Origin of the sequence: uncultured Solobacterium sp. (assembly GCF_963517755.1) — a bacterium.
Lineage (GTDB): Bacteria > Bacillota_I > Bacilli_A > Erysipelotrichales > Erysipelotrichaceae > Bulleidia.
On sequence record NZ_CAUQGG010000007.1, the window covers coordinates 42,692 to 59,389 of the forward strand.

The window sequence follows — 16,698 nt, forward strand, 5'->3', positions numbered from 1 at the left end:
AAAGGACATGAGTAATCACAATATTTATGTAACAGGTCATAAACATCCAGATAGTGATTCAATCTGCTCGGCAATTGCGTTTGCGAATTTATTGAATAAGACTGGTAGTACGGCAATTGCTTGTCGTCAAGGGCCTTTGAATGAAGAAACAAAATTTATTTTACGTACATTTCATTTAGATAATCCGTTATTGATGACGGATGCACGTGCACGTTTAGCAGATATCAATCTCGATACTCCAACAACCATTCGTTATGATGAAACAGTTCATCATGCATGGCATCTGATGTTAAGAACACAAAACCGTTCTTTATATGTTCTGGATGAAAATGAGAATCTATGTGGTATCTGTTCTACAAGTGATCTTTCTCGTTATCGTATCCACGAAGATACTGATTTAAAGGACTTGATGGCAACTGCGACATTAGATAATATCGCACGTACGATTGGTGGCAAGGTTGTATTGCGACCAAAAGAATTCAGTACAAATGGTCAAGTACACATCGTTACTTTAGATGATTTAAAACTGGTTGAGAGTTTTATCGCTGGCAGTATTATCATCATGTCCGAAGGCCATGAAAAGCAGCTAAACTTAATTCGTCTAGGTGTAAAATGTTTGGTTCTAACTTGTGATGAACATGCATCGGATGATGTTAAAGAACTAGCCAAGGAGTATGGTTGTGCAATCGTTGAGACACCTGATCGTACCATGCATACAGCGACAGTTATCACGGAAAGTTATTCTGTTTCTCAGATTATGACTACAAATTTAATCTGTTTTAAGAATACAGAGTATGTAGAAGATGTTGCGACAAAGATGAATGCCTCACGTGTACGTAGTTATCCTGTACTGGATGAAAATGGTAAAGTTGTAGGTGGTGTATCACGTTACCACACACGTAACTATAAGAAGTTACGTATTGCGCTTGTTGACCATAGCGCAACAAACCAAACAATGAATCATATTGATAAAGCAGATATTGTCGCAATTATTGACCATCACCATATTGGAGATATTCAAACAGATCATCCAATTGAATATCGTAACCATCGTTGTGGCTGTACAAGTACAATTGTGTATGGCTTATATTGTGAGAAGAATATCGTTCCAGATCCAACTATGGCTGGCTTAATGATGAGTGCAATTCTCTCTGATACATTAAACTTTAAGTCTGCCACAACAACCTTAGAAGACATCAATGTGGCTAAGAAGTTAGCAGAACTTGCAGGTATCGATGATATTGATGCTTATGCAAGAGAGATGTTAGGTGCTTCTGTTGCCTTGAAGGATTCTACACCACATGAAATCCTCAATCGTGACCTTAAGAACTATGATATCGGTAGATACAAGATTTCTATCGGTCAGACAAACTACAGTCATACCGAAGAAGTACAGAAGTTACTACCTGCATTCAAAGAGAATATGGAAAAAGAACAGAAGGATCGTCATTTAGATCTGTTACTGATGTTATTTACAGATGTAATGGGTAATGGTTCTTACTTCGTCTTCTATGGACCGATGTCTTATGTATTATCAGAGATGATTGAAACACAGATTGATGAACATTCAGGTTATGATCCAAATATCATTTCTAGAAAGCAGCAGTTATTACCAAAACTATCTGCAATTATCAAAGAACTCTAAGTCCTGCTTTGCAGGGCTTTTTGTGTTACCATAGATGAGTAGAAAGAGGTTATATGCTAGATATTTGTTTACTAGGTACAGGTGGAACGGTTCCTTTACCAAATCGATGGTTAACATCCTTATTGGTAAGATGGAATGGAAATACATTACTAGTGGATTGTGGAGAGGGAACACAGATAGCCATACATCAATATGGATATTCTTGTAAGACAATCGATACAATTCTTTTAACACATTTCCATACAGACCATACGGCTGGCTTACCTGGTCTTTTACTGACGATGGCAAAGTCTGAGCGTACAGAACCTGTAACGATTTATGGGCCAAAAGGATTAACAGAAGTATTTGAAGGTATCTATAAAGTTGCTCGTTATATTCCTTTTGAAATAAAACTTGTAGAGATTGATGGGCCACAAGCAGACTTTGAAGTAAACGGTCTAAAAATCAAAGCATTACATGCCAAACATAGTGTGCCCTGTTATGCGTATATCTTTGAATTAGATCGTACGCGTAAGTTTAATAAGGATAAAGCAATTGCTAAGAATGTACCAATGAAAGTCTGGGGAAAGCTGCAAAAAGGAAATACTGTCGAGTTTGATGGTAAGATATATACACCTGATGATGTGTTGGGTGAAAGTCGTCAAGGACTCAAGCTGGTCTATGCAACAGATACAAGACCATTAGAGGAATTGGTAACATACGGAAGTCATGCGGACCTCTATATCGGTGAGGGTATGTATGGTGATCCAGAAAAGATTGAAAAAGCAAATCTAAACAAACATAGTACCATGCAAGAAACAGCAATTCTTGCAAAGCGGATGATGGTAAAAGAATTGTGGTTTACACATTATTCTCCATCCATCAAAGATCCATTGGAATACGAAACAGTCATAAGACAAATCTTCCCGCAGGCAATCATTCCTGCAGATGGACAAAAAAAGGTACTTCGATTTGTGGATGAAGGGGAATAAAATGAGTGTCTATCATATTGTGATTAATCCTGCTGGGGCTAGCGGTAGGACAAACGAGTGTTGGGATATTATTAAAAAAGAACTCGATACAATTGGAGTTGAGTATAAAGTACATCTTTCAAATCTTGAACATGGTATCAAGGATATAATGAAGGAATTAACTTCAAATGATGAAAGAGTCAATATCATCTTAATTGGTGGTGACGGTTCGATGAATCTAGCAGTAAACGGTATTGTAAACTTTGATAAGACATATCTTGGTTTGATTCCTTGTGGATCAGGCAATGACTTAGCTAAGTCACTTGGGATTCATGGAACAGAGATTGAATGTTTACACCGTATTCTAAATGACCAGCATGGCAAAGATTTAGACGTAGGTGTATTGACATACCATACACGCTATGATGAAAAGGGAAATAAGGTATCTGACGAACCGTATTCACGTCGCTACAATATCAGTTCTGGTATCGGCTATGACGCCGCAATTTCTGAGCAGGTTCAAAGATCACCATGGAAGAAAGTCTTAAATGCATTACATTTAGGTAAGCTCATTTACTTGTTTGTCGGTGCACGCTTAATTTTCTTACATCATCACTTCAAGACAAAGATTCAGATTGATGATCAAAGTTATTCCTATGATAAGTTATTGTTTATCGCAACAATGAACGAACCATATGAAGGTGGAGGATTTAAGTTCTGTCCAACAGCGAATCCCTGCGATGGTATCTTGAATGCTTGTATTGCGGATGGTTTAGGTAGAATTGACTTCTTCCGCATCTTCCCTTATGCAATGAAGGGAGAACATGGAAAGTTCAAAGGTGTTTCCCTAAAAGATGGTAAACAAATCCATATTCAAACAGGACAACCAGTATGGGTTCATACGGACGGTGAAGTAGAATATAAGACGGACTCTGTATCTTATCATCTAATGGATGAAAAGTTACACTTCCTTGGTTGGTAATTCGTTATAAAAAGGATTATATCAATACATGCGTTCATGTTTGATAATAATTCTTTTTTTATAAAAACTTGGGCTATGAAAAATCCATTTTGTCTTCCTCTAGCTGAAGATAGACTGTGGGATGACCATACAATGGTATGAATGACGGTCTACTAGTTAAAGTCTAAATTTTAAGAATCCTCTTATCACCACAACATTCAAGAAGTTATATTTTAAATTTTATAACTTTGATATAATACTATAAGGAATTTTTCTTCTATACTAGCTTTGCTGTGGTGGTGCTGACGATGTGATTGTAATAGTTTTATAATACGCAGTTCATATTAAAAAAATTATTATAGAATCATTTAATCTAAAATTAAATGGTCTTCTTTGGAGTGATAACAATGAAAGCTAAACAATTTTTATGGATAGATTTAGCGGGTTTTTGTAATGGTATGGTTCTCTATGCACCTGTTGCTATCCTTGTTCGTCTTAATAAAGGAGTATCTTTATCATGGTTCTTCTATCTACAAGCAATTCTATCTTTTCTTATCTTTCTTCTAGAAATTCCATCTGGAATCCTAACAGATAAGATAGGATATAAAAAATCCTTGATATTAAATCAAATATTACTTTGTTTATGCAAATTGATATTCTTAATTGGTTTCGGTGTTACATTTTTTCTTTTAGAAACCATTATAGAAGCCATCGCAGCTACATTTTCATCTGGCACAATCGATGCGTATATACATTCTTTTTGTGATTCAGATAATGATTTATATACACAGGAAAAAGCAAAATTTATCGCTTTCGGATCTACAGGTTTTATAGTGAGTACAATTCTTTTTTCCTTGTTATATAAACAAATTGAAATTAATGGTTTAATATTTGTATCATTGATCTTTTCTATTATCGGTCTCATTTTCTTATCTATATCTCCTAATGAAATTCAAGTAATAGAAAATGGAGAAAATCTTGTTAAAAAAATAAAACTAATAGAAATAGTTAAGAATTTAAATTCAAATTTACTCGTATTTTTGATTCTTAATTCTTTGATCGGCTTGTCTTTTATTATTATTAACTTTATGTATATATTGAAAATTGCATCAGCTGGGTTATCTGAAGAATTAATAACACCAATTATTTTGATTTATACAGCAGGTGATTTAATTATTCCTTACTTTTTTAAAATGACAGAAAAGTATTCAAATAAAATTCTATTTATTAGCACTTCTGCTATTTGTAGTCTAATCTTTGTTATTTTTGCACTTCTTAACAATCTATTCATTTTAATTCCAATGGTTGTACTTCCATTTATTCTTTCTATTATCAGTACATTATTAGATAAGATGGAAAATTCTTTTATAAATAAAATCCATCTTGAAAATCAACGAGCTACAATACTTTCTATTCTTAATATGGGGAATAATTTTCTGGAAATCATCTTTCTATTTTCTTCCGCTCTATTAACTTCTTACAATCAGAATTTTATATATTTATCAATGGGAATAGTCTTCTTCTTGATATCGTTATTTAGTTTAAAACTAAATAAGTTTTTTTCTAACAGTAAATAAAAGAGTTAATGCATGAATACGGAATATCTCAGTATCTATGTTGAAACTATGCGTACGAAGAATGTAATTCAAACCAAAAGGAATTCATGAATGCTATGTACAAAGAAGAACATAACCTCTAGCTAGATATATTTTTAAAGAGAATTATGTGACCGAGCATCTCATTGGGTTTACTTCAAAGTTCTCTAGAAAGTTCTCCAAATATACTAAAACATAATAAAAACCCTTTAAATAAAGGGCTTATTTCTAATTTGAATGGTGTGCTCGATGGGAATCGAACCCACAACCTTTTGATTCGGAATCAAATGCGCTATCCAGTTGCGCCACGAGCACAGAACACTTTATATATTAGCACGGTATGCTATAATTTTGAAGTTATGAATATGAATGTAGATAAGATTAAAATGATTGTCTGTGATATAGACAATACACTGATTCCAAGTGGTTCTGAGCAGTTAAGTCAGCGTAATCGTAATGCTTTACAAACAGCGCTGGCGAGTGGTTATGATGTCATGATTAATACGGGTAGACATTATACGTTCTTACAGCCAACGCTATTTGAGGATTTACCAATGGATATCATTGGGACAATCAATGGTGCGTGTTTGGTAAAGCGTGATGGTACTGTGTTAAAGACACATCCACTACCAACAGAGTATATGAATCGAATCATTTCTTTTGCGCAAGCGAATGATATTGGTTTAGGTTTTAAGTTTGTAGATCACGTAGTGACATACAACGCACATCAGAGGTTTGTGGATGGGTATGTAAATGGTGATCCTATCAAAGCTAAACTGATTATCGATGATACAGAGAAGCGCACGCATCACATAGAATATGGCAATCCTCTAGGAACATTCTTAGTGGGTGATGAAGATGTGATTATGAATTTTGCAAAGGAGATACCTGACTTGGTATTTGCTTGGTCATCTTTGAAGGGATTTGATGTATTCTTGCATTCTATCAATAAGTCATTAACAGTAGAAGCTGTTCTCAAGGAGAAAGGTTATACTTGGGAAAATGTCATTGCGTTTGGTGATGCAGGAAATGATACACCATTTATTCAGAAAGCAGGAATCGGTGTTGCATTAGGCAATGCGAAAGATGATGTACGTGAGCATGCGGATATTGTTGCGGATACTTGCGCAAATGATGGCGTAGCGAAGGTATTAGAAGAATTAGGGATTGTATAACGAAAAAGTAGATGCTGGTCATCTACTTTTTGAATGGTTCATACATTGGATTTGGTTGATCAAAAATCTTGTGCTTTTTATTAGTAATTGGATTTCTAAATGCAATCCAGTCTGCCCATAAGCCCATAGCTGGGAAATCTTTTGTTTTAATTCCATAGAGTACGTCATTGACGATAGGATGATCAATGCTGGAAAGATGAACACGGATTTGGTGAGTTCTACCTGTTTCAAGTGTACATCCCAGTAAACTGTAGGATTGATAATTGCCTAGTGCTTCTACGCGTGTGATAGCTTCAACTCCTGTTGAAGAAATGCGATACATACCATTGTTATGACGGTCTCTTCCTAGTGGCTTATTGATTGTCATACGGAAGTTTGGATCAATATTACCATTTGTAATTGCTAGGTAGTGACGATGAATTTTCTTACTAGAAAGTTGTGTGTCAAACCATGGTTGGAAAAATGGAATCTTTGAGTAGATGACAAGTCCAACCGTATCTTTATCTAAACGGTGAATTGGTCGTACTGGTTGTTTGATGCCATGGTTGATCTGGTATCTAGCCGCATAAGCATTCAAGCATGTTGTATCTCCAGGATCACCATGGATAATCATGCCTGCATCTTTATGCACGATATAGATGAATGCGTCTTCATATACGACTTTACATTCTGTTTCTGCAGGAATCCAATCGACTGTACTTTCTGGAAAGGTGATTGTGATAGTTTTGTGGTCAATGAATTCTTTACTGTGTTTGACGGGGATACCATCTAATAAAATTTGTTTATTTAACAGTAGAAGATATTTGTTTTTCTTCGATTGATAGTAATCGTTTAGAAAATCTTCTACTGTTTTTTTGAGGTATTTTCCTTCTGGATCAATCGTAATCGCATTGTCTTTTATGAGGTATTTCATTAACCTAACTCCAATACTGTAATAGATTCTACAAGTGGTGTCTGTGGGAATAAGTCATATGGAATTACAGTCACTACGTGATAGCGTTGCTTGAGTACTTTGAGGTTCTTTGCAAGGGTGGAAGGGTTACAAGAGATATATACAATCTTCTTTGGTAATACATGCATGATGGTATCTAGCATTTCATCATCCATACCACTGCGAGGTGGATCAACTAATAAGCAGTCAACTGTCTTCTTCATCGCAATCTTGCGTAAGCCATGTGCCGCATCATCACAGATAAATTCTGTGTTTGTGATGTTGTTTAGTCTTGCGTTGTTTGTGGCATTTTCAACTGCACTTGGAACAGATTCAATACCATAAACTACATTTGCCTTATCCTTGGCCATAAGTGCCATCGTACCGATACCGCAATAAGCTTCTACTAATACCTTGCATGGGTCAATCTTACTGATTGCCATCTGATACATCTTTTCGGCTTGGTCAATGTTTAACTGGAAGAAGGATTTTGCTGAAAGTTGAAGTTGAATCTGGTCCATGGAGATGGTTAATGCATGTTGTCCTGCAAGTACTTTTGCGGGTGAACCAAATATCTGATTTGTCTTACGATTGGTATTAAAGGATTGACATAGGGATTCCATACCAGGAATTTCCATGATTCTATCAATGATGATAGAAGGGATATATTCTTTACCGGTGATAAGGGTACACTGTGCTTTGCCATCGATCACACGTAGAACGATATAGCGTAGTCCTTTTTGTGATCTCTGGTTGTAGGCATCATAGCCTTCTTCGTTGAGGATACGTAAGATTTCTTTACGGATTTCTTCTAGCTTTGGATCATGGATTAAGAAATGTTCGATAGGATGGAAGTGGTTTGTCTTTGGTTCATACATACCATTGACCAATACATCATGTGATTTCTGGACTGGTAGTTTACATTGAGAGCGATAACCAACTTGCTTTTCACTTGCGTGCATATCACGCACGAAGGAACGTTTTACATTTCCATATTTAAATAATGCTTGTTCAAGAATGTCTTGTTTGTGACGTAATTGTTTTTGGTAATCCAAAATAAAGAGAGGGCAACCATGTGCTTGTTCTAGTGGACTAGGGGATTCAATACGATCTGGTGATTTCGTGATAAGTCGCTTGAGGTGAGCCATTGCGTATTTTGGTTTCTCTTCGATGATTTCAACTTCTGCTATTTCTTCTGGTAATACTCCATCACAGAACACTGGTTTTCGATTGATAAAACCGATTCCTTCGCCGTTGATTCCTAACTTTTTAAATTCTACTTTCATAGTGACCTCATTTGCTTAAAAGCTTCTTTCTACAATATCTGTGTTTAGCGTATCACGCTTTTATCGTTCTTAATAGATAAAATGGCAAATTAAAGATTAAATTTAATAACCAGAAAAGAGGAAGTTCAAGATTGGGTTGTTGCAAACGCTTTCGTTACGTTTTAAAATGGATATAACGGGAGTCAGAAAATTCTGACAAAGAAAGGGAAAGAATTATCATGAAGAAATTATTAACTTCTGTGCTATCACTTGCAATGATTGCAACGATGGCAGGTTGTGGCGGAGATACTGCAAAGAACAGTACTGCTACAGAAACAGGTTCAGGCAAGGCTACTGCTGAAATTGCGGTTGTTACTGACGTTGGTCAGTTAATGGACAAAGGCTTCAACCAAGGTACTTATGAAGGTGCTGTAAAGTATGCGGAAGACCACAAGTTAACACACAATTACTATCAGCCAGCCAACGGTGCAGACGCAACAGATAATGATCGTATCGATGCGATGAAGCAGGCTATCGAAAATGGTGCGAAGATCATTGTGGCTCCAGGATTCTTACAGGCTAAGGCAATGGAAACAGTTGCTAAGGAAAACCCTGATGTTAAATTTGCATTCGTTGATGGTTGGGCTTTAGGTCTACTAAACGTTACAGCTATTGTTTATAAGGAACAGGAAGCTGGTTACTTTGCTGGATACGCTGCAGTAATGGAAGGCTATACAAAACTAGGTTATACAGGTGGAGGCGGAGGCGCTAACCCTGCATGTAATCGTTTCGGTTATGGTTTCGTTCAAGGCGCAAGTGCTGCTGCGAAGGAAAAGGGAATCACAGTAGAAATCAAGTACTCCTATAAGTATGGTTCTACATTCTCAGCTTCAACAGAATTACAGACACAGATTGCTGGTTGGTATGCATCTGGAACTGAAGTTGTATTCGCATGTGGTGGATCAATGTTCCAGTCTGTATTATCTGCAGCTTCTGAATATGAAAATGCAAAGATTATCGGTGTAGACGTTGACCAGTCTGCTGAAAGTTCAAAGGTTATTACAAGTGCTATGAAGGGCTTAAGTGCATCTGTTGAACGTATTTTAGGTCAATTCTATGATGATAAGTGGGACAGTGAACTTGCTGATAAGGCTCAGAACCTCGGCGCAGCTGAAGGTGCTACAGGCTTGCCAGAAGACACATGGTCAATGAAGAACTTCACAGTTGAACAATACAAGGCATTGTTCAAGAAGGTTGCTGACGGTGAAATCGTACCAGATTCTAAGACACCGGATGACGCAAACAACGCTGACTGGTTGAAGGGCATTCCAAACGTAACAATTGATTTTGAAGCGTAATGAAGTCATAAGTTCTTTACAGGGATGATAGTAACGCTATCATCCCTGTATTTGTATATTCTTGTTGTATGCAAGGACGGTTTTATATCCTGTATCAAAGATACGTGATATAAAACTGCTCATATAACCTTGCAAAAATATCATGTATAATTATCTTACAACAAGAAAAAATTGATTATTACATCATCAGTAATGGAGGATATACTATGGATGAAAATGTAGTTCATGAATCTCCCTATATTATTGAAATGCGCAATATTACCAAGATTTTCCCGGGTATTATCGCGAATGACAATATTACATTGCAGTTAAAGAAGGGTGAAATTCATGCACTTTTGGGTGAAAATGGTGCTGGTAAGAGTACTTTGATGAGTGTTCTTTTCGGTCTATATCAACCAGAAGAGGGACAGATTTATAAGAATGGAAAGCCAGTTCAAATCAATAATCCAAATGATGCGAATGATTTGGGCATTGGAATGGTACATCAGCACTTTAAGTTAGTGCAGGTGTTTACTGTTTTAGAAAATATTATTCTTGGTGTCGAAACAACAAAGCTTGGCTTTATCAGTAAGAAGGAAGCACGTAAAAAGGTTGTTGCGTTATCGAAGTCTTATGGATTAAACGTTGATCCAGATGCGCTAGTTGAAAATATTACGGTAGGTATGCAACAGCGTACAGAAATCCTAAAGATGTTATACCGTGATAATGATATTTTAATTTTTGATGAACCTACGGCTGTATTAACACCACAAGAAATTGAAGAGCTCATGCAAATCATGAAGAGTCTTGCAAAGGAAGGAAAGTCAATCTTATTTATCACGCATAAGTTAAATGAGATTATGCAGGTGGCAGATCGCTGCTCAGTACTTCGTAAGGGTGCGTATATTGGTACGGTTGATGTGAAGAATACAACGAAGGAAGAACTATCAAATATGATGGTTGGTCGTGATGTTAAGTTCGTTGTTGATAAGAAGGAAAGCAATCCTACTGAAGAAGTGTTAGAACTGGAGAACTTATGTGTCTTTGATAAGATTCATAAGAAGGATAGTATTCATGACGTATCTTTCAAGGTACGTAAGGGTGAGATTGTTTGTATTGCAGGTATTGATGGGAATGGTCAGACGGAGTTAGTACATGCAATCACTGGTCTTGAAAAGATTAAGAGTGGTAAGGTAAAGCTTAATATTGATGGTGAAATGAGAGACGTATCTCATACGTCAATTCGTTATAAGAATACACATGGTATATCTCATATTCCAGAAGACCGCCATAAACACGGCTTAATTTTGGATTATACCTTAGAACAAAATTTAGTTTTACAACGGTATCTTGAACCAGAGTTCCAAAGTCATGGCATGATTCGGTTCAAGGAAGTTCGGAAGTATGCGGAAAGACTCATTCAAGAATACGACGTACGTAGCGGTCAAGGACCAATTACAATTTCTCGCAGTATGTCTGGTGGTAACCAACAGAAGGCTATTATTGCTCGTGAATTAGACCGTAAGCACAATTTATTGATTGCGGTACAGCCTACACGTGGTCTAGACGTTGGTGCGATTGAGTATATTCATAAACAGATTATTCAAAGTCGTGATAGTGGAGCAGGTGTATTACTTGTTTCTCTAGAATTAGATGAAGTTATGAACTTATCTGACCGTATTCTTGTCATGTATGAAGGTGAAATTGTCGGTGAACTAGACCCAAAGAAGACAACAGTACAAGAGTTAGGTCTATATATGGCTGGTGCGAAGCGTAATGGTAAGGAGGAGAAGAGCGATGAAAAATAAAAATAAAAAATCCTCTGAGGGATTGAAGTCGCTAAGTGCTTCTTTCCTGTGTATCTTCGGCGGTATCTTTGTTGGATTTGTTGTTCTTGTATTACTATCTGTATTTAATCCTCGTATTGGATTTGCGGAAGCAGTACGCGGTATTCTGATTGTTCTTGGTGGACCGTTCTCTGGTGGTGGTAACTCACTATTCCAGTTTGGGAACATGTTGTTTAATGCAACTCCATTAATTCTAACGGGTTTATCTGCATGTATTGCATTTAAGACGGGTTTATTTAATATTGGTGCTCCAGGACAGTACTTAATGGGTGCGATGGTAACATTGATTGTTTCATTATCGATTCCATCCGCAACGGTTCCATCTCCAGTGATTTGGTTACTTGCATTAATTTGCGGTACGTTAGCTGGTGCACTTTGGGGTGCGATTCCTGGCTTCTTCAAAGCATATCTCAATGTTAATGAAGTTATTGTTTGTATTATGACAAACTGGATCGCAGCTAACGTAGTTAGCTGGGTATTTAATGGTTCCAAGTTTATCAACGTTGCGGAATCAAAAGTAAACTTCATTATGAAAACAGAAGTAAATAATATCGCAACGGCAACATTTGGATTAGATAAGATCTTCTCAGGTGGCTCTGTTGTATCCTATGCAGACGCAAGTATCTTCCTAGCAATCTGTGTAGCTATCGCACTTTATGTTGTGATGAATAAGACGACGTTTGGATATGAACTGAAGGCTTGCGGATACAACCGTGATGGTGCAAAGTATGCAGGCATGAATGAAAAGAGAAATCTACTTCTAGCGATGGCTATCGCTGGTGGTCTTGCGGCGATGGGTGCTTCTATCTGGTGCCTCAATGGTCATCAAGACTTTAAGTGGGAAACATACCAGACATTACCAGTGGATGGATTCAATGGTATCCCAGCAGCCTTGCTTGCAGGAAATAATCCTATCGGCATTATCTTTACTGCAATTTTCTTAAAGTATATCAACGTAGGTGGATCAAACCTTGCAGCGAATACTGCATTTAATGAATATGTATCTCAGTTAATGGTAGCGATGATTGTATACTTCTCAGGCTTTGCAAGATATATCAGTATGTTACTAAGCACGAAGAAGAAATCCTTACAAGAAATTGAGACAGAGATCAAAAATAGCAAGGAGGAAAAGAAATGATTTTTATTCTTCAGAAAACATTGATTTTTACCATTCCGCTATTGATCGTTGCCTTAGCAGGTATGTTTGCGGAACGTAGTGGTATCATCAACATTGCATTAGACGGTATTATGATTTTTGGTGCCTTCATTGGTGCAGTTGTGACACTATTATTACGACAGAACGTTCCGTTCTTCGTTGACCATAATCAGATTATGTTTGTGGTAGCGATGCTTGCGGCAGCTGTTGCAGGGGCATTATTCTCGCTTCTATTATCTGTATCTGCGATTAAGTTTAAAGCAGATCAGACAATTGCTGGTACTGCATTAAATCTTCTTGCGCCAGCTGTTGCACTATTCTTTATCAAGGTATTTACAAGTAAAGATCAGTTAGAGATGGGTACAGCTGTCGACTCCCTTGGACAACGTCATGACTTTGGTTATGTTATCCAAAATAAAGAAGCGACAGGTATCTTTTCGGTACTATTTGATAAGGCGTATATTTCGACCTTTATCGCAATTGTATTATTTATTATCTTATCTATCTTCTTGTATAAGACGAAGACAGGTTTACGTTTGCGTGCATGTGGTGAACATCCACAGGCAGCTGACTCTGTAGGTATCAATGTATATAAGATGCGTTATCTTGGCACAACAATCTCAGGTGCGTTAGGTGGATTTGGTGGTTACTTATATATTGCGACAGTTGCCAATGGTACAGCTTCTGGTGCAGTAGCTGGTATGGGATTCTTAGCGATGGCGATTATGATTTTCGGTAACTGGTCACCACTTGGTGTTGCGTTTGGCTCCTTAATGTTTGGCTTCCTAAAGTGTTTAAGTGTTGTTTATAACCAGATTCCATTCACAAAAGGACTACCATTACCAATGTATTTCTATAACATTATTCCTTATCTGGTTGTATTAATTGTGTTAGGCTTCTCTAGTGGAAAATCTAGAGCACCTAAGGCGGAAGGTATTCCTTACGATAAGGGAACGCGTTAATCATAAAGATGGAGAAGTTGCGGCAGGCAACTTCTTTTCTTTGCGACTCTTGGCGCATTAGGAAAAAGATGGATATTGTGGTAAAATAGAAGTGGTGAAAGTAGGTGATTTCTTTGTATAAAGTAAAAGATATCGTTGTCTATCGAAGAGATGTATGTCGCATTACAGGAAAGAAACGCAGTGACTTTACGGGAGAACAATGTTATATTCTTGAACCGTATTTTCCTACTTCTGGATCTGTTTCTATTCAGGTTCCAGTATCCAATAAAGCAGGTCACTTACGTGATTTAATTACAAAAGAGGAGATTGATCAGTTGATTATCGATACACCTGATTTAGAGACTCTTGAAAGTAAACCTGCGAATATGAAAAGTCAGTATGCTTCACTGTTAAAGGGAAATGATATTAGTGAATTAGTACGCATCATCAAGACTTCGTATGGACGTAATCAAGAACGTCTAGAACAACATAAGAAGTTAGCTTCGATTGATGATGAATATTTACAGATAGCTGAGAAATACCTATATGAAGAACTTTCTGTTGTGTTAGATTTATCGATTGAAGACACAAAGGAATATTTTGAAAAAGAGGTAGCGAAACTAACTCTTGAATAAGAGGTTACTATGGAAAAAAACGATACACTATTACAAGCGTTTGAGTGGTATCTTCCAGATGATAGTCAACATTGGAATAAACTGAAGGTGCTGGCACCTTCTTTTTCTAATCTGGGAGTCACACTGGTGTGGTTGCCACCAGCATATAAAGGAGCTGGTGGAGTACATGATGTGGGATATGGTGTCTATGATTTATACGATCTTGGAGAGTTTGATCAAAAGGGAACGATTCCTACAAAATATGGCACGAAACAAGAATATCTAGATGCGATTGATGCATTGCAAAAAGAAAATATATCAGTTCTAGCGGATATTGTGCTAAATCAGAAAATGGGTGGTGATACAGAAGAAACGATAGATGTCATTAAATCAGACCCAAATAATCGTAATGAAGAAATCGGTGGTGATTATCAAATTACCGCATGGACAAAATTTACCTTTCCGAATCGTAAAGGAAAGTACTCTACATTTACCTGGAATGCAAGTCATTTTGATGGTACGGACTGGGATGAAAAGAAGAAACAAAGTGCCGTCTATCTTATTGAAGGAAAGAACTGGGATTCAAATGTAGATAGTGAACATGGTAACTTTGACTACTTAATGGGTTGTGATATTGATTTTAAAAATCAAGAAGTACTACAAGAATTTAATCGTTGGGGTAAATGGTATTTAGATACTACCGGTATTAATGGTATGCGTTTAGATGCGGTTAAACATATTGATAACCAATTCTTTAAGAATTGGTTATCTGACATGCGTGCATACAAAGGAGAAAATTTCTTTGCGGTAGGTGAGTATTGGAATGGTGATCTTGGTAAGCTACAGGAGTATCTTGCGGATGCATCGGATTGTATGTCTTTATTTGATGTGCCATTACACTATCAGTTATTAAACGCATCCGATACAAATGGGAACTTTGATATGCGTCAGTTGTTTCAAGGAACACTTGTAGAAAATGATCCATGGCATGCGGTAACGTTCGTGGATAATCATGATACTGAGCCAGGACAATCATTGGAATCCTTTGTCTTATCATGGTTCAAGCCACTAGCGTATGCGTTAATTTTATTGCGTATTGATGGTTTGCCATGTGTATTCTATGGGGATTTATACGGAATTCCTGCTAAGAATGTTCCTGCGGTAGCTGAGCTTCCTACATTAATGAAGATTAGAGAACTTTATGCTTATGGCGAACAACATGACTATTTCGATAATCCAGATATAATTGGTTGGACAAGAAGTGGTAGTGATGAATTTAGTGGAAGTGGTTTGGCTGTTGTGCTAAGTAATCGATGTGGTGGTTCTAAGAGAATGTATATCGGTACAAATCATTCAGGAAAGGAATTCAGAGATATTTTAGGAAACTGTATTAATACAGTTATGATTGATGAAGATGGTTGTGGAGAATTCTCCTGTACTGATGGAAGTGTTAGTGTATGGCTGGAAAAGACTTTGGAAGTTAAAGTAAGCCTTGACTAACAGAAATGTGTTCGGCGAAAATATAGATGTAATTTGAGGGAGTAGCTGGCACATGCCCGTGCAGCAAGTCAACATACTGGTAAAAACCTGGCTTGTTTTAATTAGCGAGACTCATGATTACCTTTTTGGTAATACATGGTCTTTTTTTATTAACATGTTCCTTACCATATTCAATAGGAGTGAATGGATATGATAAAACTATTAATACAAGCCGCTTTATTGGGTGTTGGTCTTGCGATGGATGCTTTCTCTGTATCAATGGCAAATGGTATGAACGAAAAGAAAATGGCAATATCTAGAATGATTCAGATTGCCATTGTTTTTGCGGGTTTTCAATTTTTAATGCCAATGATTGGATGGTTTGCGGTACATACGGTTTCTTCTGCTTTTACAATCTTTATGGATGTTGTACCGTGGATTGCCTTAATCTTACTACTCTATATCGGTGGTGGAATGATCAAGGATGGTTTTGAAGAAGAGGAAGAGGATGAAGCTGAATATGAAGCTAGTACTCGTAAACTTCTGATTCAAGGTATCGCGACTTCGATTGATGCTTTATCTGTTGGATTTACGATTGCAGACTATACATTATCCTCCGCATTGATTACTTCAGTTATCATTGCAGTTGTAACATTTATCATTTGTTATGTAGGTGTCGTACTAGGTAAGAAGTTTGGTATGGCCTTTGCGAATAAATCATCCATTTTAGGTGGGGTGATTCTGATCCTCATTGGGATTGAAATCTTTGTGACTGGGATTGGGTTATTGTAGGATAACCTTT

14 protein-coding genes and 1 tRNA gene are annotated in these 16,698 nt (G+C 37.0%); 12 read left to right on the plus strand and 3 right to left on the minus strand.

Annotated elements, in window-relative coordinates:
* The first annotated feature begins 7 nt into the window (after positions 1-7).
* The 4 genes from RWM19_RS05440 (at position 8) to RWM19_RS05455 (ending at position 5,133) form a co-directional block, all read left to right on the plus strand.
* Positions 8-1,645 carry a putative manganese-dependent inorganic diphosphatase gene (locus tag RWM19_RS05440; RefSeq protein ID WP_313984606.1) on the plus strand — a complete coding sequence of 546 codons (1,638 nt, stop codon included), beginning with the start codon at positions 8-10 and terminating at the stop codon, positions 1,643-1,645.
* A 53-nt stretch (positions 1,646-1,698) separates the two neighbouring features.
* Positions 1,699-2,616, plus strand: coding sequence for a ribonuclease Z (locus RWM19_RS05445; RefSeq protein ID WP_313984609.1), 918 nt, complete (start codon positions 1,699-1,701; stop codon positions 2,614-2,616).
* A 1-nt stretch (position 2,617) separates the two neighbouring features.
* Positions 2,618-3,577 (plus strand): diacylglycerol kinase family protein, encoded by a 960-nt coding sequence (locus RWM19_RS05450; protein WP_313984613.1) that lies wholly within the window; start codon positions 2,618-2,620, stop codon positions 3,575-3,577.
* A 386-nt stretch (positions 3,578-3,963) separates the two neighbouring features.
* On the plus strand, positions 3,964-5,133 hold the full coding sequence (locus tag RWM19_RS05455; protein ID WP_313984616.1) for an MFS transporter: 1,170 nt from the start codon (positions 3,964-3,966) through the stop codon (positions 5,131-5,133).
* A 256-nt stretch (positions 5,134-5,389) separates the two neighbouring features.
* On the opposite strand, the gene RWM19_RS05460 is transcribed toward RWM19_RS05455, so the two are convergent.
* Positions 5,390-5,466: transfer RNA gene (locus tag RWM19_RS05460), tRNA-Arg, on the minus strand.
* 50 nt (positions 5,467-5,516) lie between these two features.
* On the opposite strand from RWM19_RS05460, the gene RWM19_RS05465 reads away from it, so the two are divergent.
* Complete coding sequence (locus RWM19_RS05465; RefSeq protein WP_313984621.1) at positions 5,517-6,326, plus strand: HAD family hydrolase; 810 nt, start codon at positions 5,517-5,519, stop codon at positions 6,324-6,326.
* A 22-nt stretch (positions 6,327-6,348) separates the two neighbouring features.
* On the opposite strand, the gene RWM19_RS05470 is transcribed toward RWM19_RS05465, so the two are convergent.
* Positions 6,349-7,239: an RluA family pseudouridine synthase gene (locus RWM19_RS05470; protein WP_313984624.1), complete on the minus strand. Its 891-nt coding sequence runs from the start codon at positions 7,237-7,239 to the stop codon at positions 6,349-6,351.
* A complete protein-coding gene (gene rlmD / locus RWM19_RS05475) occupies positions 7,239-8,543 on the minus strand; it encodes a 23S rRNA (uracil(1939)-C(5))-methyltransferase RlmD (RefSeq protein ID WP_313984627.1) in 1,305 nt (434 codons plus the stop codon). Before rlmD ends, RWM19_RS05470 begins: the two co-directional genes overlap by 1 nt.
* 218 nt (positions 8,544-8,761) lie before the next feature.
* Between rlmD and RWM19_RS05480 the strand changes: the two genes are divergently transcribed.
* The 7 genes from RWM19_RS05480 to RWM19_RS05510 all read left to right on the plus strand — a co-directional run bounded on the left by RWM19_RS05480 (position 8,762) and on the right by RWM19_RS05510 (position 16,688).
* Positions 8,762-9,880: a BMP family ABC transporter substrate-binding protein gene (locus tag RWM19_RS05480; RefSeq protein WP_313984631.1), complete on the plus strand. Its 1,119-nt coding sequence runs from the start codon at positions 8,762-8,764 to the stop codon at positions 9,878-9,880.
* Positions 9,881-10,086: 206 nt separating this feature from the next.
* Complete coding sequence (locus RWM19_RS05485; protein ID WP_313984634.1) at positions 10,087-11,667, plus strand: ABC transporter ATP-binding protein; 1,581 nt, start codon at positions 10,087-10,089, stop codon at positions 11,665-11,667.
* Entirely contained in the window at positions 11,657-12,844 is a 1,188-nt protein-coding gene (locus RWM19_RS05490; RefSeq protein ID WP_313984637.1) for an ABC transporter permease, read from the plus strand. Before RWM19_RS05485 ends, RWM19_RS05490 begins: the two co-directional genes overlap by 11 nt.
* Positions 12,841-13,824, plus strand: a complete 984-nt coding sequence (locus RWM19_RS05495; RefSeq protein WP_294022853.1) for an ABC transporter permease — start codon at positions 12,841-12,843, stop codon at positions 13,822-13,824. The genes RWM19_RS05490 and RWM19_RS05495 overlap by 4 nt, the downstream gene beginning before the upstream one ends.
* A gap of 113 nt (positions 13,825-13,937) precedes the next feature.
* Positions 13,938-14,438, plus strand: a complete 501-nt coding sequence (locus RWM19_RS05500; protein ID WP_294020059.1) for a hypothetical protein — start codon at positions 13,938-13,940, stop codon at positions 14,436-14,438.
* Positions 14,439-14,447: 9 nt separating this feature from the next.
* Positions 14,448-15,917 (plus strand): alpha-amylase, encoded by a 1,470-nt coding sequence (locus RWM19_RS05505; RefSeq protein WP_294022852.1) that lies wholly within the window; start codon positions 14,448-14,450, stop codon positions 15,915-15,917.
* Positions 15,918-16,106: 189 nt separating this feature from the next.
* Entirely contained in the window at positions 16,107-16,688 is a 582-nt protein-coding gene (locus RWM19_RS05510; RefSeq protein ID WP_313984642.1) for a manganese efflux pump, read from the plus strand.
* The last annotated feature ends 10 nt before the right edge of the window (positions 16,689-16,698 follow it).

What these genes read in the sequence shown, in the direction of transcription:
- RWM19_RS05440 (WP_313984606.1), top strand. Translation starts at nt 8, where the DNA reads ATGAGTAATCACAATATTTATGTAACAGGTCATAAACATCCAGATAGT.
- RWM19_RS05445 (WP_313984609.1), top strand. Translation starts at nt 1,699, where the DNA reads ATGCTAGATATTTGTTTACTAGGTACAGGTGGAACGGTTCCTTTACCA.
- RWM19_RS05450 (WP_313984613.1), top strand. Translation starts at nt 2,618, where the DNA reads ATGAGTGTCTATCATATTGTGATTAATCCTGCTGGGGCTAGCGGTAGG.
- RWM19_RS05455 (WP_313984616.1), top strand. Translation starts at nt 3,964, where the DNA reads ATGAAAGCTAAACAATTTTTATGGATAGATTTAGCGGGTTTTTGTAAT.
- RWM19_RS05465 (WP_313984621.1), top strand. Translation starts at nt 5,517, where the DNA reads ATGAATGTAGATAAGATTAAAATGATTGTCTGTGATATAGACAATACA.
- RWM19_RS05470 (WP_313984624.1), bottom strand. Translation starts at nt 7,239, where the DNA reads ATGAAATACCTCATAAAAGACAATGCGATTACGATTGATCCAGAAGGA.
- rlmD (WP_313984627.1), bottom strand. Translation starts at nt 8,543, where the DNA reads ATGAAAGTAGAATTTAAAAAGTTAGGAATCAACGGCGAAGGAATCGGT.
- RWM19_RS05480 (WP_313984631.1), top strand. Translation starts at nt 8,762, where the DNA reads ATGAAGAAATTATTAACTTCTGTGCTATCACTTGCAATGATTGCAACG.
- RWM19_RS05485 (WP_313984634.1), top strand. Translation starts at nt 10,087, where the DNA reads ATGGATGAAAATGTAGTTCATGAATCTCCCTATATTATTGAAATGCGC.
- RWM19_RS05490 (WP_313984637.1), top strand. Translation starts at nt 11,657, where the DNA reads ATGAAAAATAAAAATAAAAAATCCTCTGAGGGATTGAAGTCGCTAAGT.
- RWM19_RS05495 (WP_294022853.1), top strand. Translation starts at nt 12,841, where the DNA reads ATGATTTTTATTCTTCAGAAAACATTGATTTTTACCATTCCGCTATTG.
- RWM19_RS05505 (WP_294022852.1), top strand. Translation starts at nt 14,448, where the DNA reads ATGGAAAAAAACGATACACTATTACAAGCGTTTGAGTGGTATCTTCCA.
- RWM19_RS05510 (WP_313984642.1), top strand. Translation starts at nt 16,107, where the DNA reads ATGATAAAACTATTAATACAAGCCGCTTTATTGGGTGTTGGTCTTGCG.